Raw genomic sequence first — 21,970 nt, 5'->3', positions numbered from 1 at the left:
TTCAAGGCTTTTGTGGCGAGGGGCCAAGCCCCCTCGCCACAATGAGTGTTCACTTTCGGGCGTGCCATCTATCAAGCGCGATCAACAACAACGCAACCACCACAAACCCCACCAATACCCCCCCGGCATTCACGAACACCTGTGGATAACCCAGCTTGTCGACATCAATGAAAGGATAGGGATAAACCGCCAGCAGGTGCCCGCGCCATAACGCATACGCGAAGTACACCAGTGGATAGATCACCCACGCAGCGATATGCCCCAGTCGCAACGTGCCTTTCGGCACACAGAACCACCAATAAGCCAGAAACAGCAGTGGCATGACGTCATGCATCAGTTCATCGGCCAGCCATTGCCAGCCTTGCGGATGCCATAAATGGCGCAACAACACGTTGTACGCCAGGCCGACCACGGCGATGCTCACGGCTATCCCGCTACTCACCCACGACTGCAAGAACCAGCGTCGCGCCGCCGACTCGCGGGACGTCAGTTCACAGGTCAGCACGGTCGCCACCAGCGTATTGGTCAGCACAGTGAAATAGCTGAAGAAGCTGACCAGTCCACCCAGCAGACTGGCCGCCAGGGTCCAGCGTGAGTAGAGAATCAGGTACAGCTGAATGGCCAGACCGGCCCAGCCCAGCACCGCAGCCACCGCAACAACACGACGCCTCGCGGCAGAACCTGGCGTCGGTGGGTTGACCATATTCAGACCGGGCGCTTGGTGCGCATCAACTTCACGTACAAGTGCTCGACCTTCTCTCGTGCCCACGGGGTTTTGCGCAGGAATGTCAGGCTCGACTTGATGCTCGGGTCACTCTTGAAGCAGCGGATGTCGATGCGCTCGGCCAACCCCGACCATTCGTAGTGTTCAACCAGCGCGTTGAGGATTTGCTCCAGCGTCACGCCGTGCAGTGGGTTGTTGTTCTGTTCGGTCATGCCGGGCCTTCGAGCGTAGAAAGGGTAAAGAAGCCGCGCACCTTAGCCGAGGGCTTCGTTGGTGGAAAGCGATCTGTGTGCTGTCAGTTAAATGTAGGTGAACCCTCAAAGATCGCCTCCCGGCACTGTTACCGAATACGAAAGAATTCATCTCGTTAAAAGCGCTTTCTCTATTTGTAACAGGACATTATCCTTGCGCCCGTCAAGCTGAAACGCTTCCGCTGCCCGCGTCATACCGCCGCTTCAGTTCACTTCCCAGAAAAAGACCCAGAATTATTTCTCCTATGCCTTATTCTAAAACTCCGCGAGACAGCGCTGTCTGCACCGCTATTGCTTGTCGAAAAGCCCTGAACCTGATCGGCGGATTCACCGCGTTGGGCCTCGCCACTTGCACCCAGGCCGCTCCGGCCTTCGATAGCGAGTCGCCGTGGATGCTCGGCGACTGGAACGGCACGCGCACCGAACTTTCGGAAAAAGGCTACGACTTCAAAGTCGATTACACCGGCGAAATGGGCAGCAATCTGCACGGTGGTTACGACCATGACCGCACCGCTCGCTACAGCGACCAGTTCGGCCTCGGCACCCATCTGGACTTGCAGAAGATTCTGGGCTGGGACGACGCCGAGCTTCAGCTGACCATCACCGAACGCAACGGCAACAACATCAGCAACGACCGGGTCAACGACCCGCGGGTCGGCGGTTTCACCTCGGCCCAGGAAGTCTGGGGCCGTGGCCAGACCTGGCGCCTGACGCAGATGTGGTATCAGCAGAAATTTTTCGATCAGAAACTCGACATCAAGGTCGGTCGTTTCGGCGAGGGCGAAGACTTCAACAGCTTCCCCTGCGACTTCCAGAACCTGGCGTTTTGCGGTTCGCAGGTCGGCAACTGGGTCGGTGGCATCTGGTACAACTGGCCGGTCAGTCAGTGGGCGATGCGGGTCAAATATCACCTGACACCGGAACTGTACGCACAGGTTGGCGCCTATGAGCAGAACCCGTCGAATCTCGATCGTGACAATGGCTTCAAGCTCAGCGGTAGCGGCACGCAGGGCGCGATTTTGCCGGTGGAGCTGGTGTGGTCGCCGAAGCTCAATGGCCTGCCGGGTGAATACCGTGCCGGTTATTACTACAGCAACGCGAAGGCCACTGATGCCTATAAAGACAGCAACGGCCAACCGGCAGCGCTGAGTGGCGAGGCGTACCGCAGCGCGTCGAACAAACAGGGCGTGTGGCTCGGTGTGCAGCAGCAGATCACCAGCCGCGCCAGCGACAACTCCCGCGGCCTGAGTGTGTTTGCCAATGGCACGATGCACGACAAAAAGACCAACGCCATCGACAACTACGTCCAGGCAGGCGTCGTCTACAAAGGCCTGTTCGATGCTCGCGCCAAAGACGACATCGGGTTTGCCCTCGCCCGGGTCCACGTCAACCCGGCCTATCGCAAGAACGCCGAGGCGACCAATCAGGCCCGCGCCGTCTTCGACTACAACGATCCTTCCTTCCTGCCACCGCAGGACACCGAATACAGCGCCGAACTCTATTACGGCGTGCACGTCACGAACTGGCTGACCGTGCGCCCGAACCTGCAATACATCCGCCACCCCGGCGGCGTGGACAAGGTCGATGACGCGCTGATTGGCGGTATCAAGATCACCTCGTCCTTTTAAGACAGACACAAAACCTGTGGGAGCGAGCTTGCTCGCGATAGCTGCCTGACATTCAGCACTGATGGCGACTGACACACCGCTATCGCGAGCAAGCTCGCTCCCACAGGGACTGCATCAACCGAACACCTTTTTATCTGAACCATGCCCGCACAGGATCGTCATCTACAGTGAACTTGCGCGGGACTACTTGAAACGTCACGGAGAACCACACTATGAGCACTGATGGTGCTTTGAGTCGAAGCCGTCTGCTGCCGACCTTGCTCGGCATTCTGCTTCTGCTAATGGGCCTGGCCATGCTGGCCGGGGGGATCAAGCTGAGCATGCTCGGCGGCTCGCTGTATTACCTACTGGCCGGTATCGGCCTGGCACTGACCGGCGTGTTACTGATCTTGGCACGCCGCGCTGCGCTGGGCCTTTACGCGCTGGTGCTGTTCGCCAGCACCGTTTGGGCCTTGTGGGAAGTCGGCCTCGATTGGTGGCAACTGGTGCCGCGTCTGGCCATGCTGTTTGCCCTCGGTATCGTCCTGCTGCTGCCGTGGGTCCGCCGCCCGCTGCATCGCGGTGAGTTCAATCCGGTCGGCACGGGTGCGCTGAGCGCTGCCGTGGCGATTGCCGGTGTTGCCGCGTTGGCCAGCCAGTTCACCAACCCCGGTGAAATCAAAGGCCAACTGGACCGTGACAGCGTGCCAGGCATGACCAACACCGCCCCGGCCATGCCCGACGGTGACTGGAATTCCTACGGCCGCAGCGCGCACGGCGATCGTTACTCGCCACTGGCGCAGATCACGCCGCAAAACGTGAACAAACTGGTACCAGCCTGGACCTACCGCACCGGTGATATCCCTGGCCCTAACGACCCGGGCGAAACCACCGCTGAAAACACTCCGCTGAAAGTCAACGGCATGCTCTACGTGTGCACGCCACACAGCCAGGTGATCGCGCTGGACCCGGATACAGGCAAGGAACTCTGGCGTTTCGATCCGAAGCTCTCCACGCAAAACGCGGCGAACTTCAAGGGCTGGGCGCACATGACTTGTCGTGGCGTGACCTATCACGATGACGCCGCCTACGCGTCCGAGCAGAGCCCGACAGGCACCGCCAGCCCTGCACCGGTCAGTACTGTCTGCCCACGCCGGATCTTCCTGCCGACGGCCGACACCCGCCTGATTGCCCTCGACGCCGACACCGGCAAAATGTGCGAAGACTTCGGCAACAAAGGCCAGGTTGACCTCTCCGCCAACATCGGCGGCTTCAACGCCGGTGGTTACTACTCCACCTCGCCTCCAGCCGTCACCAAAGACCTGGTGGTGATCGGGGGCCACGTCACCGATAACGTCTCCACCGACGAGCCAAGCGGTGTCATCCGCGCGTTCGACGTGCACACCGGCAAACTGGTGTGGAACTGGGACAGCGGCAACCCGGACGACACCACGCCGATTGCCGAAGGCAAGGTCTACACCCGCAACTCGCCGAACATGTGGTCCATGTTCGCGGTCGACGAAAAACTCGGCATGCTTTACCTGCCGATGGGCAACCAGACCCCGGACCAGTTCGGTGGCGCTCGCACGCCTGAATCGGAGCTGCACGCCGCCGGCCTGACCGCGCTGGACATCGGCACCGGCAAGGTGCGCTGGCACATGCAGTTGACCCACCATGACCTGTGGGACATGGACGTCGGCGGCCAGCCAACCCTGATGGACCTGAAAACCGCAGACGGCGTGAAGCCAGCGGTACTCGTGTCGACCAAGCAAGGCAGCATCTACGTGCTGGACCGCAGCACCGGCCAGGCGATCGTGCCGATCAACGAAGTGCCAGTGCCACAAGGCGCTGTCGCCGGTGATCACACCTCGCCGACCCAACCGAAATCCGACCTCAACCTCATGCCGCCGCCGTTGAAAGAACGCGACATGTGGGGCGTGACTCCGTTCGACCAACTGATCTGCCGGATTGACTTCAAATCCCTGCGTTACGACGGCCCGTTCACCCCGCCATCGTTGCAAGGTTCGATCGTGTATCCAGGCAACTTCGGCGTGTTCGACTGGGGCGGCATCTCGGTTGACCCGGTGCGTCAGATCGCTTTCATGAACCCGGACTACATGGCGTTCAAATCGAAAATGATCCCGGCCGCCGAAATCGCCGCCCAAGGCCCGCGTAAAAGCGAAACCGAAGGCGTGCAGCCAAACAAAGGCGCGCCATACGGCGTCATCCTCGAACCCCTACTCTCGCCATTGGGCCTGCCGTGCCAGGCACCGGCCTGGGGTTACGTGGCAGCGGTCGACCTGACCACCAGCAAAACCATCTGGATGCACAAAAACGGCACCGTGCGAGACAGCTCTCCGGTTCCGATCCCGCTGAGCATGGGCGTGCCAAGCCTGGGCGGCACCTTCACCACCGCCGGTGGCGTTGGCTTCCTGAGCGGCACCCTCGACCAATACCTGCGCGCCTACGACGTGAAAAACGGCAAGCAGCTGTGGGAAGGTCGCCTGCCAGCCGGCGCGCAAACCACGCCGATGACCTACACCGGCAAGGACGGCAAGCAATACGTGCTCGTCGTTGCGGGTGGTCATGGTTCGCTGGGCACCAAGCAGGGTGACTATGTGATTGCGTACAAACTGTCCGAGTAAGTTTTAGCGGCGGTTAAAGGAAAGGCGACTCCTGTGAGAGGGTCGCCTTTTTTTGTGGCCGCTGGATTTTCCGCCACACCACGCATCCCCTGTGGGAGCGAGCTTGCTCGCGAAATCGGTGTCTCAGGCAGCATTGATGTTGAATGTTAAACAGCCATCGCGAGCAAGCTCGCTCCCACACTTGATCGAGATTAGCCTGAAAAAATTTGCGTACGTCCTACAGATTTGGCTGTTCTGGGGGAGGATTCCGACAACCTCTATCGGTTGTCGCGTCGGAAGGCCGGGAGAAAGGCTTTGCCCGTCGCTGCAAATTCAGCGAACGGGTTTGGTCGCCCAGGTTTAGAATGGCGCACTTTTCGTGCTTGCTTTATGGCGAGCTGTGCGTGGGAGGGCTTCGGCCCTGCCGGGTTCCATTCCCTGGTCGACCAACCTGCGTATGGTTCGCCACCCAACTGCTTGGTCGCAGTCGTGGCGAACTCCCTGTCCTCGAATGGAGCTTCACCATGTTCAAAGAAACACCAAATCCCCCTGAAACCGACGACGTTTCACCCTACGAATCCCTCGATTCAAAAAAACTCAACGAAGCCGCCGAACGGGCCCTCGACTTCCACTTCCCGTCGATTGCCGACATCAAAGCCACGCCGCGCACACCCAGTTCCCTGTTTAGCGTGGACCCAGCCGCCACGACCGAAACCCTGGTGGTTTATTTAGTGGAGACGCTGGTCTCGGTTGATGTGATGGTCCATCACCTGGTGGACCATCTGGACGGTGGGACGCGCAATGCCCTGCTGGGCATTTCAAACAACATCATGCTGGCAGAGATCACGGCGAACCGGATGCTGGATCACATCAACACACCAAAACCTTCGCCACACAGTTAATCCCCCTGTGGGAAGAAGCCTGCTCAGCGGTGTATCAGTCAACATTGATGTTGAATGTTAAATGGCCTTCGTCGGAACGCCGCCCGGAGCAGGCTCGCGCCCACAATGAAACGGTGCACATCAGCGAAATCTTGGTCGGCTGTCAGGCCGCTATCGCGAGCAAGCTCGCTCCCACAGTAAATCGGCTAAACCCACGCCCCTCACCACTCAACAGGCCGAGCGTTAGCTCGCCTGCAGCTCTTGATCTTGATCCACCCGCCCCTTCGGGAGGCTGAGTGGAGGTATTCATCTGGGGGGGCAGGCGCGCAGCGCCGTTCGACGCGGTCGAACACATCGAGAGGAGGTCGAAGCGAAGCCGACCGGAGGCGATGCCCCCAGATGAATGCCGGAGCGAAGGAACGCCGAGCCTAAGCGAGGGGCCGGACGCTCGGGGCGAGCCTTTTTGGGTACTTTTTTGGCGTTCCCGCGTTTGAAAAAAGTGCCTCGCCGTAAGGGTGAAACCGCCAGCAGCCGTTACCGCAGCAACGGATATGTACACCTGTCCCAAACCTGAACACATATCACGAAATACCCGCTGCCATTGAAACCACCCCCCACCTGCCCCATCTAACACCCATACCCAATTGCGCAGGTGCCCCATGAGCGACCAGCAAGAATTCCCCGAAGACCCGAGCGAATACGCCGACCCAGAGAACGCCGAACACCACTCCACCGGCAAAGACCTCGCCCTGCCAGGTCAGAACCTGCCGGACAAGGTCTACATCATCCCGATCCACAACCGCCCGTTCTTCCCGGCCCAAGTGCTGCCGGTCATCGTCAATGAAGAACCGTGGGCTGAAACCCTCGACCTGGTGAGCAAATCCGATCACCACTCCCTGGCCCTGTTCTACATGGACACGCCCCAGGAGGATCCGCGTCATTTCGACACCTCGGCCCTGCCGCTCTACGGCACCCTGGTCAAGGTGCATCACGCCAGTCGCGAAAACGGCAAACTGCAATTCGTCGCTCAAGGCCTGACTCGCGTACGCATTCGCAGCTGGCTCAAACACCATCGCCCGCCGTACCTGGTCGAAGTCGAATACCCGCACCAGCCCACCGAGCCGACCGACGAGGTCAAGGCCTACGGCATGGCGCTGATCAACGCGATCAAGGAACTGCTGCCGCTCAACCCGCTGTACAGCGAAGAGCTGAAGAATTACCTCAACCGCTTCAGCCCCAACGACCCGTCGCCGCTGACCGACTTTGCTGCGGCCCTGACCTCGGCCACCGGCAACGATCTGCAAGAAGTGCTCGACTGCGTGCCGATGCTCAAGCGCATGGAAAAAGTGCTGCCGATGCTGCGCAAGGAAGTTGAAGTCGCGCGCCTGCAAAAAGAAATTTCCGCCGAAGTTAACCGCAAGATCGGCGAGCATCAGCGCGAGTTCTTCCTCAAGGAACAACTCAAGGTCATTCAGCAAGAGCTGGGCCTGACCAAGGACGACCGCAGCGCCGACATCGAGCAATTCGAGCAGCGCCTGGAAGACAAGGTCCTGCCGGCTCAGGCGCAAAAACGCATCGAAGATGAAATGAACAAGCTGTCGATCCTCGAGACCGGTTCGCCGGAGTACGCGGTCACCCGCAACTACCTCGACTGGGCGACATCGGTGCCGTGGGGCGTGTTCGGCGAGGACAAACTCGACCTCAAACACGCACGCAAAGTGTTGGACAAACACCATGCTGGCCTCGACGACATCAAGGACCGCATCCTCGAGTTCCTCGCGGTCGGTGCCTACAAAGGCGAGATCAGCGGTTCCATTGTGCTGCTGGTCGGTCCACCGGGCGTGGGTAAAACCAGTGTCGGCAAATCCATCGCCGAATCCCTCGGCCGGCCGTTCTACCGCTTCAGCCTCGGTGGCATGCGCGACGAAGCCGAGATCAAGGGCCACCGCCGCACCTACATCGGCGCGCAACCGGGCAAACTCGTGCAGGCGTTGAAAGACGTCGAAGTGATGAACCCGGTGATCATGCTCGACGAGATCGACAAAATGGGCCAGAGCTACCAGGGCGATCCGGCCTCGGCGCTGCTGGAAACCCTCGACCCGGAACAGAACGTCGAATTCCTCGACCATTACCTGGACTTGCGCCTGGACCTGTCGAAAGTGCTGTTCATCTGCACCGCCAACACCCTGGATTCGATTCCCGGCCCATTACTGGACCGGATGGAAGTGATTCGCCTGTCGGGTTACATCACCGAAGAAAAAATCGCCATCGCCAAGCGTCATCTGTGGCCCAAGCAACTGGAAAAGGCCGGCGTATCGAAAGGTAGCCTGGCCATCAGCGACACCGCGCTGAAAGCCTTGATCGACGGTTACGCCCGTGAAGCTGGCGTGCGGCAGCTGGAAAAACAGCTGGGCAAACTGGTGCGCAAGGCCGTCGTGAAATTGATCGACGAGCCAAAAGCGGTGATCAAAATCGGCCCGAAAGACCTCGAAGCCTCACTCGGCCATCCGGTATTCCGCAACGAGCAGGTACTGTCCGGCACCGGTGTCATCACCGGCCTGGCCTGGACCAGCATGGGCGGCGCAACCCTGCCGATCGAAGCGACGCGGATTCACACACTCAACCGAGGCTTCAAACTCACCGGGCAATTGGGCGACGTGATGAAAGAGTCGGCGGAAATAGCCTACAGCTACGTCAGTTCCAATCTGAAGTCGTTTGGCGGTGATCCGAAGTTCTTCGACGAAGCCTTCGTTCACTTGCACGTACCGGAAGGCGCCACCCCGAAAGACGGCCCGAGCGCTGGCGTGACCATGGCCAGCGCCCTGCTCTCCCTCGCACGTAATCAAGCGCCGAAAAAAGGTGTGGCCATGACCGGCGAACTGACGCTGACCGGGCATGTACTGCCGATTGGTGGCGTGCGTGAAAAGGTGATTGCAGCGCGGCGGCAGAAGATCTTTGAGTTGATCTTGCCGGAGCCAAACCGTGGGAGTTTTGAAGAACTGCCGGATTATCTGAAGGAAGGGATTACGGTGCACTTTGCCAAGCGTTTTGCGGATGTGGCAAAGATATTGTTCTGATAATCATCTAGCTCCTGGACTAGCGCCTTCGCGGGCAAGCCTCGCTCCTACGGACTGCACAATCTGTAGGAGCGAGGCTTGCCCGCGAAGGCGTCGGCACTCACATCGCCGTCTCCCCGTTGCCGTCACACTTTGTCTCATCTTCAGTTATGCTCGCCGTTCGTCGTGAATGCCGGAGCCACTGACCTTATGTCCCCCACCCGCCTGTTTGTCCCCCTCGCCCTCTCTATGCTGGCCGCTTGCGCCACGCAACCGAAACAGAACGTGACCGTGGAAAAACAAAGCGACTGCCCGGTGAAACTGCACAGCGGGCAAAACCTGATCCTGACCCTGCCAAGCAACCCGACCACGGGTTACCGCTGGGCAATCCAGGATTCGGCCGGTGGCGTATTGCGCGCGCTCAGCCCCGAGGTTTACAGCAACCCGAAAGATGCGGGGATCGTCGGCAGCGCCGGCATCTCGACCTGGCGCTTTCAGTCCTTCACCGCAGGCACGGGACGTTTGCGCCTGACCTACTCACAGCCATGGGCACCGGAAGTACCGGCGGTTGAAAGCTTCGACTGCGCCATCTCGGTTAATTGATCGTGGGCTGGCTGATTCTGGCGCTGATGGGCGCGGTGACCTTTCTCTACGGCGTGAGCGTGCACGCCACGCTGCTCTGCCTGCTGGTCAAACCGCTGCCAGTATTGGCGCTGCTCGGTTGGTTGCACGACGCACCGCCCAGCGAGTATCGACGCTGGATCAGCCTAGGACTGATTTTTTCCCTGCTCGGCGATGTGTTGCTGGCGTGGCCGGGGGATCTGTTTGTGTTTGGCCTTGGGGCGTTTTTGGTCGCCCACTTGGCGTATTTGAAAGCCTACTTGAGCGATTGCCGGCGGTTGGCGTTGTTGCCGCTGATCATCGCTTTGGGCGTCGGCGCGGTATTGCTGGGGATCTTGATTTCCAATGGGCTGGGTCCGTTGCTGATCCCGGTCATCATCTACGGCCTGGCCATCAGCGCCATGCTTTGGCGGGCACTGGCTCGCTTGGGCACCGATGTACCTAAACGTTCGGCGCTGCTGGCGGCGGCAGGCGCGGTGGCGTTTGTGTTTTCTGACAGCGTGATTGGCATCAATCGATTTGTCGCGCCGTTTCATGCCGCACCTTACGTGATAATCCTCAGCTACTGGCTGGGGCAATGGGGGATTACGGCGTCGGCGTTCGGCCCAAAACCGCGCTGAATTTGTGGTGATGGGATTTATCCCCGTTGGACTGCGCAGCAGTCCCTGAACCTTTGACCCTAGGATCAAGGCCTTGCGTCTGCTACGCAGCCGAACGGGGCGGTGCGACGATTCGATAAATCCCCTCACCACGTCAGACAACCCGCGCATCCCCCCGTCAATTTGGCTAAAATGCCGGCCTTTTCCACCAACGCCGCTGGAACCGCCGTGAGCAAAGACCCCGATCGCCTTTTCGCCCAGCCTCTGGCCCAGGTGCCTGACTTCGCCTTTAACGAGGATGTGGTGCGGGTGTTCCCGGACATGATCAAGCGCTCGGTGCCGGGTTATCCGACCATCGTTGAAAACCTTGGCGTGCTCGCCGCGCAATTCGCCCAGCCCAACAGCGTGCTCTACGACCTGGGCTCGTCGCTCGGCGCCGTGACTCAAGCCTTGCGCCGACACGTGCGCACCGACGGCTGCCGGGTGATCGCTGTGGATAACTCTGCGGCGATGGTCGAGCGTTGCCGCGAATACCTCAACGGTCAGGACTCAATGTTCCAGGAGTTGCTACCGGTCGAAGTAATCGAAGGCGACATCCTCGCCCTGCAATTCCAGCCAGCCTCGGTGGTCGCGCTGAACTTCACCCTGCAATTCATCGCCCCGGCGCAGCGCACCGCGTTGCTCTCGCGCATCCGCCAGTCGCTGTTGCCCGGTGGCGCGCTGATCCTGTCGGAGAAGCTGCGCTTCAACGACCTCGAAGAACACGCGCTACTCACCGACCTGCACGTCGCGTTCAAACGCGCGAATGGCTACAGCGAACTGGAGATTGCCCAGAAGCGTAGCGCCATCGAAAACGTCATGAAGCCCGACAGCCTCGAAGAACACCGCGAGCGCCTGTTGGCCGCAGGGTTCTCGAAAGTCGTGCCGTGGTTCCAGTGTCTTAACTTTGCCTCGTTGATTGCCTTGCCATGATTGATCTGTCCCCCCTCGCCCGCCGTCTGGCCGGCACGCCGCTGGCCGACTGGGCCAACACCCTGCAAGCGCAACTCGACAAGAAAATGGAAAAGGGTCATGGCGACCTGGAGCGTTGGCAGAGTGCGCTGGACGCCTTGCCGAAGATCCAGCCCAGCGAAGTCGACTTGCTCAATGGTCTGACGCTGGACACCGATTGCGATGATGAAACCCGCGCGCAAATGCGTACCGCGCTGATGGGCCTGTCGCCGTGGCGCAAAGGGCCGTTCGATTTGTTTGGCGTGCATGTCGACACCGAATGGCGATCGGACTGGAAGTGGTCGCGGGTCGCACCACATCTTGATCTGAAGGGCAAACGCATCCTCGATGTCGGCTGCGGTAATGGTTACTACATGTGGCGCATGCTCGGCGCAGGCGCAGACAGCGTGATTGGTGTCGATCCGAACTGGCTGTTCTTCTGTCAGTTCCAGGCGGTGCAGCGTTATCTGTCCGAACCCAATGCCTGGCACTTGCCGTTCCCGTTCGAAGACCTGCCGCCGAACATGGAAGGCTTCGACACCGTATTTTCAATGGGTGTGTTCTATCACCGCCGCTCGCCGATCGAGCATTTGCTGGCGCTGAAGGATTGCCTGGTCAAGGGCGGCGAACTGGTGCTGGAGACGCTGGTGATTGAAGGCGATCAGCAGCAAGTGCTGGTGCCGGAAGACCGTTATGCGCAGATGCGTAACGTGTGGTTCCTGCCGTCGGTGCCGGCGCTGGAACTGTGGCTGCGTCGCGCCGGGTTCACGGATGTTCGCTGTGTGGACGTGAGCGTGACCACGGTCGAGGAACAGCGCGGGACGGAATGGATGAAGTATCAGTCGCTGAGCGATTTCCTTGATCCAGAAGATCACAGCAAGACGGTTGAAGGACTGCCGGCGCCGATGCGCGCCGTCATCGTCGCCCGCAAGTAAACACCGAACTTCCAAACACCAGAGAAACCTGTGGGAGCGAGCTTGCTCGCGATGAGGGCCTGTCAGACAACGATATTATGAATGACAGTCCGCTATCGCGAGCAAGCTCGCTCCCACAGGGGACGGTGTTTAGTCTGTGGGTTTGGCTCTGCGGGCCTTGAAGAACTCGCTCAGCACCGCCCCGCACTCCTCGGCCAACACCCCGCCTTCGTACAGCACCCGGTGATTCAAAAAGCCTTGGGTAAAAAACTGCCCCTGACTCTGCACAATCCCGGCCTTTGGCTCCAGCGCCCCATACACCACCCGCGCAATCCGCGAATGTACGATCAGCCCGGCGCACATGCTGCACGGTTCAAGCGTCACGTAGAGCGTGCTGCCGGGCAGACGATAGTTGCTGGCCGCCAACGCGGCAGCTCGGATTGCAACCATCTCGGCGTGAGCACTCGGGTCATTGCCGCTGATCGGGCAATTAAAACCCCGGCCGATGATTTCACCGTCCTGCACCAGCACCGCACCCACCGGCACTTCACCCAGCGCCGCGCCTTGAGCGGCGAGCGCCAACGCTTCGCGCATGAAGTCACGATCGCGGCTGCGGTCGATGATTGCGGCGGGACGTATCTGACGCATTACGCCACCTCAATGGCGGCCATCAGGCCGGTTTCCATGTGGTCGATCACATGGCAGTGAAACATCCAGATCCCCGGGTTATCCGCCACCAGCGCCACTTGCGCGCGTTCGTTCTTGCCCAACAGGTAAGTGTCGGTGAAGTACGGAATGACCTTGTGCCGGTTCGAGGCGATGACCTTGAAACTCATACCGTGCAGGTGAATCGGGTGCTGGTATTGAGTCATGTTCTTCAATTCGAAAATGTAGCTCTTGCCCTTCTCGAGCTTGGCAATCGGGCGGTCGGCACAGGTCTTGTCCGTGATGTCCCAGGCCTTGCCGTTGATCTGCCACAGGCTCGGCGGCCTGCCGTTGTCGACGTTCACCGACACCGAGCCTACCCATTCGAAATTGAAGTTGAGTTTCTCGGCATTGGCCAGGTCCGGCTCTGCCACCGGGTTGGCGGGCAGCGCGGGCGGCCACTGGGTCTGTGCACCGGTGTTCGCCACCGAGCGCAATGTGCCCAACCGAACCGGGCCGTTGCGCAGGGACAGCTCTTCGCCGACCGGCGGAGCCTTGATTGCCAGACAAATACGCATGCCCGGGCCGAGCCAGTACTCCTTGCCGAGCGGTCGTGGCTCAATGGGATTGCCATCCAGCGCGTAGATTTGCGCTTCGACGCCGGGGATGTTCAGGCGGTAAGTCAGCGTATTGTCGAGGTTGAGCAAACGTACTCGGGTGATCTGCCCGGCGGGCAAATCGATCACCGCTTGCGAGACCCCGTTGATCGTCGACAGGCGCCCCGCCGTGCCGCCACGCGCGGCTTCGCGCGGAATACTGAACGCGACAAACGCGCCTTCCTCATCCACGTGCCAGCTCTTGAGGCTCAAGGTTTTCTCGTACTTGAACCCAGTGGGTTCGCGCTCTTCGATAATCAATGGGCCGACCAGCCCGCGACCGAGTTCCTCGCTGCTGTTGACGTGCGGGTGATACCAATAGCTTCCAGCGTCGGGCACGCGAAACTTGTAGTCGAAATATTCGCCCGGCAGCACCGGCAGTTGCGAGACGTACGGCACGCCGTCCATCTCCAGCGGCAGGCGGATGCCGTGCCAGTGAATGGTCGTCGCCACCGGCAGGTGATTAATGAACCGCACCCGCAGCCATTCGCCCTGACGCACGCGTAACTCGGTGCCGGGCGCCGACGGGCCGAACGCCCAGGCTTCGGTCTTGTGCCCGGCCACCAGTTCAACGTCCAGCGGTGCGGCGATCAGCTCATAGTCGTGGCCCGCATCGGCGTCGGCCATCTTGCCCAACCAGTACCGCGACGCGCCCCCCGCTCCGACACCAACGACAACAAGACCGGCCAGGCCACCGAGGATTTGGCGACGGGTAAAGGACATGAACTCAACTACCTCACGTATCAGCGACAGGCGCAGGGCCTGTAAAAGGCGAATACGATACACCTGCGGTTGAGAAACAGTAAGGGCAGCGCGGCGGATGGCCGCACCCAGGTCATGGCCCCACAGGAATACCTTATGCTTGAAGGCCAGCGATCAGGTGCACGATCCCATCGTCCAGCATCATGACTCCCGGCACTCCCGCCGCCGTCAACGCCTGCGGATCCATCCGCGCCACATCCCGCAATTCCACCCGCACCCGCGTCAACGCCACGGGCTGCTGCGACTTAAGGTTATCCACACCGCCCAGCGCGGATACGACATCCGGGGCCAGGCCAGAAACAGGCCGAACAACCACCTTCGGCTCATCCGCTATCAGATCCGGGGTCAACGCTTTCCAGAACGCTCGCTGCATTTTCTCGAACATGCTCAGTTCTCCAGTACCCGTGAAGTATCGACCGTCGCCTCGTGATACAGCCGCAACGCCTCGCGCACTTGCTCGGCGCTTTCCAGGCCCAGCACTTGCTGGGCGATGGCCTGGCAGTCCAGCAGATCCACTTCGCGAACCGCCGCTTTGATCGCCGGAATCAGCGGCACACTCACCGACAGTTCATCCACGCCAAGCCCCAGCAGCAACGGTATAGCCAACGTCTCTGAAGCCATGGCGCCGCACACACCGACCCATTTGCCATGGGCGTGGGCGGCCTTCACGGTGCTGGCAATCAAACGCAGCACCGACGGATGAAAGCTGTCGGCCTGACTGGCCAGGCGCGGATGATCGCGGTCCATGGCCAGGGTGTATTGGGTCAGGTCGTTGGTGCCGATCGAGAAGAAATCCACCTCGGGCGCAAACAGATCCGCCATCAGTGCCGCTGCCGGCACTTCGATCATGATCCCCAGTTTCGGTAGTTCAGTGAGGCCCAATCCCAGCGCCTCTTCCTCTAGCAGCTGCCGGGCCAGTCGCAACTCCGACAGCTGCGTGACCATGGGCAGCATGATATGCAGACGGGCCAGCCCGGCGCAGCTCAGGATTGCCTTGAACTGATCGCGCAACAGCTGCGGGCGCTCCAGACACAAACGAATCCCGCGCATGCCCAGGAATGGATTGGTTTCGCTGGCCATCGGTACATAGGCCAGGGGTTTGTCGCCGCCGACGTCCAGGGTGCGCACCACCAGATTACGCGCCGGCCCGAGCGTTCTGGCGATGGCGCTATAGGTTGATGTTTGCTCGTCATGGCTCGGCGCATGATTGCGATCCAGATAAAGAAACTCCGAACGCAGCAATCCGACGCCCGCACCTCCCAGTGCCATGGCCTGCTCCGCTTCAGCGAGCGAGGCGATGTTGGCCGTCACTTCAAAGTGGTGTCCATCGCGGGTACACGCCGCCAGCGCAGCGTGCGTCAGCTCATGTTGATGGCGCTTCTGTTGATGCTGACGATTGGTTTGCAGCTGCTCGATGGCCGCCAGATTCGGGTGCAGGTGTAGCTCGCCCTTGTCGGCGTCGAGCAACACTTGAGTGCCGTTGGCCAGCGCCAGCACCTGAACGGGCAGCCCGCAGATCGCCGGCAAACCGAACGCCCGCGCGAGGATCGCGACGTGGCTGGTAGCGCCGCCACCGACCGTGGCGAAACCCAGCACCTTGCGCGTATCGAGCCCGGCGGTCTGTGACGGCGTCAGTTGTTCAGCGATCAGGATCGACCCTTCAGGCAGCTCCATCGCCTGATCCTGTACGCCGAGGATCAGCTTGAGCACCCGCTGGCCGACATCGGCCAGATCCGCCGCCCGCTCCGCCAGCAAGGCATTGCCCAGGCTTTTGAACAAGGTTGAAGTCGACTCAGTTGCTGCGCGCCAGGCGAAGCCGGCACTTTTGCCTTCGATGATCAGCGCCTCGGCCTGATCCAGCAGACTCGGGTCTTCAAGCAGTTCCTGGTGCGCTTTGAAAATCTCTGCCTGGGCATCACCGGTGGCGTTGTCGCGCAACTGCTGCAAGGCCAGCACCGCTTCGGCCAAGGCCCGAGACAGATGCTCTCGTTCAACCTGCGGACCGACGCCGAACTCGCTTACGTCAAGCGTCTGCTCGGCGATCTGCATAACCTGGCCAAACGCCGAACCCGCCGAGGCACAGACTCCGCGCAAAACGCTCAGCGATGACGCTTCAATCGTCTCAACCTCTGCCATCACGGTGACCATCTCGCCACACCCGGCGATCAGCAATTCGGCCAGTGCCTTGATCGCCGCTTCAGCGTCCGGGCCGGCCGCGCTGACTTGCACAACGTCACCGTGAGCCGTCTGCAACGCCATGATTGCCACCAAGGATTTCGCGTTAGCACTCGCCTGCTGTTTATGCAGGTAAATGCTCGCCGAAAATCCTTTCGCCGCCTGGGCGAACATCGCTGCCGGACGAGCGTGCAGGCCGTTCGGGTTGGCCAATGTCACCGGTTTGGAAAACAGTGCTTCGCCCTCTTCCGACACCGGTTCATCTGTTGTCTGCTTGATCGGTTTCAAACTCAGTAGTGGCTGGCCACTTTCTACCAAACCCGTTTCCGGTGTCAGCCAAGTAAACGGCTCACCGCTGACCACCAGCATCAACGTCAGCAGGCTGCGGGCATTCAATGCGACAAAATCGGCATCAAACTCGATCAGGGCCTGTCCCGCCTCAACCCGTTGGCCTTCCTCCACCAACCGGGTGAAGCCCTGGCCGGCCAGGTTCACGGTGTCGAGGCCGATGTGCATCAACACCTGCAGGCCGTGGTCGTCGGTGATGCTGACGGCATGCCCACTGACCTGCACATTGCTGACAACCCCGGCCAGCGGTGCGCACAGGGTTTGCGTGGTCGGATCGATGCACAGACCATCGCCGATCACCCGGCTGGAGAACACCGGGTCCGGCACCTGATCCAGCGGCATCAGCACGCCGGACAAAGGAGCCAGCAGTTGCAATTGTTGAGATGTGGCCATGACGTCACCTGCTGTTTTGTTCTTTGAAGTGCCGATGGAGCGCGAGGCTCCGACAGCATCGCTTATTTCCACCAGTACTCGACCTGCAATCCGACGTTCGCACCGTGGCGCGCCGTGCCGAAGGCGCCGGTGTCGGACAATGCCGACCCCTTCGCCAGTTCATTGGCGGCCCGTTTGGCCGCCTCGTTCCAGCTCGCATAGGTGTAATACAGACGCACCTCGGGGCGTTTCCAGAACTCAGGGCCCTTGGGCGACCAGGTCGGGGCGAAAGTGAATTTGCTCAGCTTGCGCGTGCCGCCTGGGGCTTCGACCTGATCGTGACCCAGTTCGGTCACCAGTTTGAACTGCTCGGTGATCGCATAAGCCGGGCGAACGCCCAGGGAAATCCAGTTCTGATCGGTGCCGTCCGGGCGAATGTCTTTCTGGTAAACCGCCTCGACTTGCCCGCCAAATCGCGGCGTCACTTGCCAGTCGAAGAATTCCACCACCCGGTAACTTTTGTTGCTGTCGTCGAGATTCACGTTACCGGTATAGCCCAACCCGGTGCCGGGACCTTCGCCGTACTGGAAGGCCAGTTTGTTCTTGCCGCCCAGAAAGCCTTTTTGCACATGCTGGGTGGTGATCGCCCAGCCACGATGAGCCTCTTGGCTGTCGGGCTTGTCGATGTAGCTCAGGCCGAACTCCAGCGCACCGCCGGGGTTGGTATTGAATCCGGCAACGTTGAAATCGTGTCGGTTGATGTAGTCCTTCTGGTACAGGTTGTCCTTGCGCGAGAAGGCGTAGCTGTATTTCAGATCGCCGATCAGCACATCTTCGATACCGCCGCCGGTGGCGCTTTGGTTCCAGTAGTAGAAGTCGGAAATATGGATGTCGTTCCTCTTGTAGTAACGCCGACCGGCCCACAGCGAACCGCCGTTGAGGCCGGGCATGTTCGACCATTGCGCGTACAGTTGCGGCAGGCGCACCGAACCGTTGTCACCGTTGAAGGTCAGGTCCTTGTCGTACTGGTTGTACAACGAAGCCATGCCGTCGACGCTCAGCACCGAACCATCGTCCAGGGTGTACAGATCCTGGCGCAGCTCCAGTTCCCCGTATTGCTCGCATTCGTTGCCCAAGCGGTATTTGGTCTGCGCGCCCGGCAGCTGGAAACACTGCTGTTTACCGCTGTTGACCGAGGTGCCGACGCCGCTACGCAAGTACCCCCCAAACTCCAGGGCTTGTGCCGACAGTGGCAACGCCAGGCATACGCTTGCGGCCGCAAGGCTGCGATTTATTGTTGTTTTCAAGAGCTACCCCATTATTTTTATTGTGTGCAGCGGAAAAATCGGCGCGCAAAACTCCCCCGCGCAGCGTTCTGCGTGTTTTTTAAGTCGGTGTTTTTTTGCGGTCGGTCAGTCGGTCATATGCAGCACGAATGACTCATAGGGCCGTAAGAGAACCTGCCGATTTCGCGCCGGACAGTCCGGGTAATTGCTGATGACCAGACGTTGGGCCATCGCTTCGCTGATCACTTCATCCGGCAGGTCGACTTCACATGGCGTGCCGTAAAAGTTGTTCAGCACCAACAACCGTTCGCCACTGCCCTCACGCACGTACGCCCAGATTTGTGTGTGCTCCGGCAACAATTGCCGATAGACACCATCGGACATCAGCGCCTCAGTGCGACGCAGCGCGATCAACTGACGGTAGTGATGCAACACGGAATCCGGGTCGTCGAGTTGGGTGGCGACGTTGATCTGCGCGGCGTTGGCTGGCACCCCGATCCATGGCTCGACCGAACTGAAACCGGCGTTCGGCTCGGCGTTCCAGTGCATGGGCGTGCGACCGTTGTCCCGGGACTTCTGCATGATCGCCGCCATGTTGTCGACGTCACTCGCACCGGCCTCGCGCTTGAGCCGAAAGATGTTCAGGGTTTCGACATCGCGGTACTGATCAATGTGATCGAACCCCGGATTGGTCATGCCCAGTTCTTCACCTTGATATACGAACGGCGTGCCCTGCAGAAAATGCAGCGCCGTACCGAGCATCTTCGCCGACACCACCCGATGCTCGCCGTCATGACCAAACCGCGAGACCACCCGTGGCTGATCGTGGTTACACCAGAACAGCGCGTTCCAGCCACCGCCGGCCTGCATGCCGGTTTGCCAATCGGAGAAGATGCGCTTGAGTTCGAGGAAATCGAAATCGGCACGAATCCACTTCTGCAGGTTCGGGTAATCAACCTTTAGATGATGGAAGTTGAAGGTCATCGAGAGCTCTTTCGACTCCGGCCGCGAGTAGCGAATGCAGTGTTCCAAGTTGGTTGACGACATCTCGCCGACGTTGATCAGGTCATGACCCTCGAACACTTCACGGTGCATCTGCTGCAAATATTCGTGGACGTTCGGGCCGTCGGTGTAGAAACGTCGACCGTCGGTGTTGTCCTCGGGGAAGTCCGCCGGTTTGGAGATCAGGTTGATCACGTCCAGGCGGAACCCGCCTACGCCCTTGTCGCGCCAGAACCGCATCATCTTGAACACTTCGGCGCGCACCTTCGGGTTGTCCCAGTTCAGGTCGGCCTGTGTGTGGTCGAACAAGTGCAGGTAATACTGACCGGTCTGCGCTTCATACTCCCAGGCCGAACCGCCGAACTTGGATTCCCAGTTGTTCGGCTGATCGCGCCAGATGTAGAAATCGCGGTAAGGATTGTCGAGGCTGCTGCGGGCCTGCTGGAACCAGGTGTGCTCGATAGAGGTGTGGTTGACCACGATATCGAGCATCAGCTTGATCCCGCGCTTACCGGCCTCGGCGATCAGCAATTCGCAATCGGCCATGGTCCCGTAGCTCGGGTCGATGGCGTAGTAATCGCTGATGTCGTAACCGTTGTCGCGCTGGGGCGAACGCAGGAACGGCGTGATCCACAGGCAATCGACACCCAACCAATGCAGGTAATCGAGCTTGGCCACAACGCCAAGCAAATCACCCGTGGGATTGCCGGCGTGGCTGTGAAAACTCTTCGGGTAGATCTGGTAGATCACCGAACGTTGCCAGTCTTGCATGGCACTATTCCTTCAATTGATTTTGCATTGGCAGGTCCGGCCTCTTCGCGGGCAAGCCTCGCTCCTACAGGGTTACGCATTCCAATGTGGGAGCGAGCTTGCTCGCGATAGCGATCTGTCAGGCAACCCGATACCCGGGCCGAACTATCTTCATGCTCAACCCGCAGGTCAGAACAAACGGCACGACCATGGCAATGACCATCCCGATCACGAACATCGGAATGAACGGCGGAATGATCGAGATGAAACCGGGCAAGCCGCCGACTCCGATTGCCGAGGCCTGGACTTTGTTCAGTGACAGGAAAATGCAGCCCAGGGCCGAGCCGATCAGGGCCGCGTAGAACGGGAATTTGTAGCGCAGGTTGACCCCGAACATGGCCGGCTCGGTGATGCCGAAGTACGCAGAAATCGCCGAGGTCGAGGCCATGCTTTTATCCCGCACATTACGGGTCATGTAGAACACCGCCAGTGCCGCGCTGCCCTGGGCGAGGTTGGACATGACGATCATCGGCCAGATAAAGGTGCCGCCCTGGGTGGAGATCAGTTGCAAGTCGACCGCGAGGAACATGTGATGCATGCCGGTGATCACCAACGGTGCATAGAGCAAACCGAAGATCGCGCCGCCGACCATCGGTGCCAGGTCGAACAGCATGACCACGCCTTCGGTAATCAGAATCCCCAGATGCCGGGTCACCGGGCCAATCACCGCCAGCGCCAACACGCCGGTGACGACGATGGTGGTGATCGGCACCACCAGCAATTGCACCGCGTTCGGCACCCGCGCCCGCAGCCATTTCTCGATGACGCTCATCACGTAGGCCGCCATCAGGATCGGCAGTATCTGCCCTTGGTAACCCACCTTCTCGATCTGGAACAACCCGAGGATGTCGAAGTACGGCAGGCTCTGTCCGTCCAGCCCGGCGACCGCTTTGCCGTAGTTCCAGGCGTTGAGCAGGTCCGGATGCACCAGCATCAGGCCGAGCACGATGCCGAGAATTTCGCTGCCGCCAAACCGTTTGGCTGCCGACCAGCCCACCAAAGCAGGGAGGAACACAAACGAGGTGTTGGCCATGAGGTTGATCAGGCTCCAGAGCCCGTCAAGTTTCGGGTAGGCGTCCAACAGGGTCTTGCCCTCGATGAACATGCCCTTGGCGCCGATCAGGTTGTTGATACCCATCAGCAGGCCGGCAATGATCAGCGCCGGGAGGATGGGCATGAAGACGTCGGAAAACACCCGCACCAGACGCTGCATGGCGTTGATCTTGTCGGTGCTTTTTTGTTTAACGTCGGCGATGGTTGAAGCCGCGAGACCGGTTTGACGGCGCAGTTCTGCGTAGACCTTTTCGACTTCACCAGGGCCGATAACGACCTGGAACAGGCCGCCGGTGAAGAACGAGCCTTTGACCAGATCGATCTGGTTCAGCGTGGAGCTATCGACCAGGCTCGGGTCCTTGAGGGCCAGGCGCAGCCGTGTGACACAGTGCGCGGCCTGCTCGAGGTTGTCGCTGCCACCGAGGCTGTGCAGCAGCTCAGAGGCGATATTCGGATAGTCGTGGCTCATGCTTGATCTTCCGCTGTAGTTTTTTGTTATTGGCAGCACGCCGAAGCGAAAAGTACTCGTCTGTACGAGTTAAAGCAACAACTCGTACAGACGAGTTTGATTTTGTTGACTCTGAACCCGACCGG

Annotated in this window: 17 protein-coding genes; 8 read left to right on the top strand and 9 right to left on the bottom strand. The window is 60.0% G+C overall.

Annotation, left to right across the window (positions count from 1 at the left end):
• Positions 1-49: 49 nt before the first annotated feature.
• Together ACYZT7_RS06690 and ACYZT7_RS06685 are read right to left on the bottom strand one after the other, a co-directional pair.
• Positions 50-703 carry a Pr6Pr family membrane protein gene (locus tag ACYZT7_RS06690; RefSeq protein WP_462040413.1) on the bottom strand — a complete coding sequence of 218 codons (654 nt, stop codon included), beginning with the start codon at positions 701-703 and terminating at the stop codon, positions 50-52.
• 2 nt (positions 704-705) lie between these two features.
• Positions 706-936, bottom strand: a complete 231-nt coding sequence (locus ACYZT7_RS06685) for a VF530 family protein (protein WP_282375289.1) — start codon at positions 934-936, stop codon at positions 706-708.
• A 284-nt stretch (positions 937-1,220) separates the two neighbouring features.
• Here ACYZT7_RS06685 and ACYZT7_RS06680 point away from each other — a divergent pair, with 284 nt between their 5' ends.
• The 8 genes from ACYZT7_RS06680 (at position 1,221) to cmoB (ending at position 12,288) form a co-directional block, all read left to right on the top strand.
• Positions 1,221-2,603, top strand: coding sequence for a carbohydrate porin (locus tag ACYZT7_RS06680; protein ID WP_462040412.1), 1,383 nt, complete (start codon positions 1,221-1,223; stop codon positions 2,601-2,603).
• A 212-nt stretch (positions 2,604-2,815) separates the two neighbouring features.
• Positions 2,816-5,227 carry a glucose/quinate/shikimate family membrane-bound PQQ-dependent dehydrogenase gene (locus tag ACYZT7_RS06675; protein ID WP_462040411.1) on the top strand — a complete coding sequence of 804 codons (2,412 nt, stop codon included), beginning with the start codon at positions 2,816-2,818 and terminating at the stop codon, positions 5,225-5,227.
• Between the two features lie 503 nt (positions 5,228-5,730).
• Positions 5,731-6,108 carry a DUF6124 family protein gene (locus ACYZT7_RS06670; protein WP_462040410.1) on the top strand — a complete coding sequence of 126 codons (378 nt, stop codon included), beginning with the start codon at positions 5,731-5,733 and terminating at the stop codon, positions 6,106-6,108.
• 638 nt (positions 6,109-6,746) lie between these two features.
• A complete protein-coding gene (gene lon / locus ACYZT7_RS06665) occupies positions 6,747-9,164 on the top strand; it encodes an endopeptidase La (protein WP_449644228.1) in 2,418 nt (805 codons plus the stop codon).
• Between the two features lie 189 nt (positions 9,165-9,353).
• Positions 9,354-9,746, top strand: a complete 393-nt coding sequence (locus ACYZT7_RS06660) for a protease inhibitor I42 family protein (RefSeq protein ID WP_462040409.1) — start codon at positions 9,354-9,356, stop codon at positions 9,744-9,746.
• Positions 9,747-9,748: 2 nt separating this feature from the next.
• Complete coding sequence (locus ACYZT7_RS06655; protein ID WP_462040408.1) at positions 9,749-10,384, top strand: lysoplasmalogenase; 636 nt, start codon at positions 9,749-9,751, stop codon at positions 10,382-10,384.
• 171 nt (positions 10,385-10,555) lie between these two features.
• Complete coding sequence (gene cmoA / locus ACYZT7_RS06650; RefSeq protein WP_462040407.1) at positions 10,556-11,335, top strand: carboxy-S-adenosyl-L-methionine synthase CmoA; 780 nt, start codon at positions 10,556-10,558, stop codon at positions 11,333-11,335.
• On the top strand, positions 11,332-12,288 hold the full coding sequence (cmoB, locus tag ACYZT7_RS06645) for a tRNA 5-methoxyuridine(34)/uridine 5-oxyacetic acid(34) synthase CmoB (RefSeq protein WP_046049261.1): 957 nt from the start codon (positions 11,332-11,334) through the stop codon (positions 12,286-12,288). Before cmoA ends, cmoB begins: the two co-directional genes overlap by 4 nt.
• 129 nt (positions 12,289-12,417) lie before the next feature.
• On the opposite strand, the gene tadA is transcribed toward cmoB, so the two are convergent.
• The 7 genes from tadA to treP all read right to left on the bottom strand — a co-directional run bounded on the left by tadA (position 12,418) and on the right by treP (position 21,845).
• Positions 12,418-12,915, bottom strand: coding sequence for a tRNA adenosine(34) deaminase TadA (gene tadA / locus ACYZT7_RS06640; RefSeq protein ID WP_192420139.1), 498 nt, complete (start codon positions 12,913-12,915; stop codon positions 12,418-12,420).
• A complete protein-coding gene (locus ACYZT7_RS06635; protein WP_462040406.1) occupies positions 12,915-14,291 on the bottom strand; it encodes a multicopper oxidase family protein in 1,377 nt (458 codons plus the stop codon). Before ACYZT7_RS06635 ends, tadA begins: the two co-directional genes overlap by 1 nt.
• Positions 14,292-14,424: 133 nt before the next feature.
• Positions 14,425-14,715 carry a PTS transporter subunit EIIB gene (locus tag ACYZT7_RS06630; protein WP_462040405.1) on the bottom strand — a complete coding sequence of 97 codons (291 nt, stop codon included), beginning with the start codon at positions 14,713-14,715 and terminating at the stop codon, positions 14,425-14,427.
• Between the two features lie 2 nt (positions 14,716-14,717).
• The gene (gene ptsP, locus ACYZT7_RS06625; RefSeq protein ID WP_462040404.1) at positions 14,718-17,246 is read right to left on the bottom strand and encodes a phosphoenolpyruvate--protein phosphotransferase; all 2,529 of its coding nucleotides are present in this window, start codon (positions 17,244-17,246) and stop codon (positions 14,718-14,720) included.
• Positions 17,247-17,308: 62 nt separating this feature from the next.
• Entirely contained in the window at positions 17,309-18,532 is a 1,224-nt protein-coding gene (locus ACYZT7_RS06620; RefSeq protein WP_462040403.1) for a carbohydrate porin, read from the bottom strand.
• Between the two features lie 105 nt (positions 18,533-18,637).
• On the bottom strand, positions 18,638-20,284 hold the full coding sequence (gene treC / locus ACYZT7_RS06615) for an alpha,alpha-phosphotrehalase (RefSeq protein ID WP_462040402.1): 1,647 nt from the start codon (positions 20,282-20,284) through the stop codon (positions 18,638-18,640).
• Between the two features lie 118 nt (positions 20,285-20,402).
• On the bottom strand, positions 20,403-21,845 hold the full coding sequence (treP, locus tag ACYZT7_RS06610; RefSeq protein WP_462040401.1) for a PTS system trehalose-specific EIIBC component: 1,443 nt from the start codon (positions 21,843-21,845) through the stop codon (positions 20,403-20,405).
• Positions 21,846-21,970 lie beyond the last annotated feature (125 nt).

The organism is Pseudomonas sp. RT4P38 (assembly GCF_054897765.1).
This window is presented reverse-complemented; position numbering and strand designations above follow the sequence as displayed.

Excerpts from the sequence above, each read along its gene's own strand:
- ACYZT7_RS06690 (WP_462040413.1), bottom strand. The coding sequence starts at position 703 with ATGGTCAACCCACCGACGCCAGGTTCTGCCGCGAGGCGTCGTGTTGTT.
- ACYZT7_RS06685 (WP_282375289.1), bottom strand. The coding sequence starts at position 936 with ATGACCGAACAGAACAACAACCCACTGCACGGCGTGACGCTGGAGCAA.
- ACYZT7_RS06680 (WP_462040412.1), top strand. The coding sequence starts at position 1,221 with ATGCCTTATTCTAAAACTCCGCGAGACAGCGCTGTCTGCACCGCTATT.
- ACYZT7_RS06675 (WP_462040411.1), top strand. The coding sequence starts at position 2,816 with ATGAGCACTGATGGTGCTTTGAGTCGAAGCCGTCTGCTGCCGACCTTG.
- ACYZT7_RS06670 (WP_462040410.1), top strand. The coding sequence starts at position 5,731 with ATGTTCAAAGAAACACCAAATCCCCCTGAAACCGACGACGTTTCACCC.
- lon (WP_449644228.1), top strand. The coding sequence starts at position 6,747 with ATGAGCGACCAGCAAGAATTCCCCGAAGACCCGAGCGAATACGCCGAC.
- ACYZT7_RS06660 (WP_462040409.1), top strand. The coding sequence starts at position 9,354 with ATGTCCCCCACCCGCCTGTTTGTCCCCCTCGCCCTCTCTATGCTGGCC.
- cmoA (WP_462040407.1), top strand. The coding sequence starts at position 10,556 with ATGCCGGCCTTTTCCACCAACGCCGCTGGAACCGCCGTGAGCAAAGAC.
- cmoB (WP_046049261.1), top strand. The coding sequence starts at position 11,332 with ATGATTGATCTGTCCCCCCTCGCCCGCCGTCTGGCCGGCACGCCGCTG.
- tadA (WP_192420139.1), bottom strand. The coding sequence starts at position 12,915 with ATGCGTCAGATACGTCCCGCCGCAATCATCGACCGCAGCCGCGATCGT.
- ACYZT7_RS06635 (WP_462040406.1), bottom strand. The coding sequence starts at position 14,291 with ATGTCCTTTACCCGTCGCCAAATCCTCGGTGGCCTGGCCGGTCTTGTT.
- ACYZT7_RS06630 (WP_462040405.1), bottom strand. The coding sequence starts at position 14,715 with ATGTTCGAGAAAATGCAGCGAGCGTTCTGGAAAGCGTTGACCCCGGAT.
- ptsP (WP_462040404.1), bottom strand. The coding sequence starts at position 17,246 with ATGGCCACATCTCAACAATTGCAACTGCTGGCTCCTTTGTCCGGCGTG.
- treC (WP_462040402.1), bottom strand. The coding sequence starts at position 20,284 with ATGCAAGACTGGCAACGTTCGGTGATCTACCAGATCTACCCGAAGAGT.
- treP (WP_462040401.1), bottom strand. The coding sequence starts at position 21,845 with ATGAGCCACGACTATCCGAATATCGCCTCTGAGCTGCTGCACAGCCTC.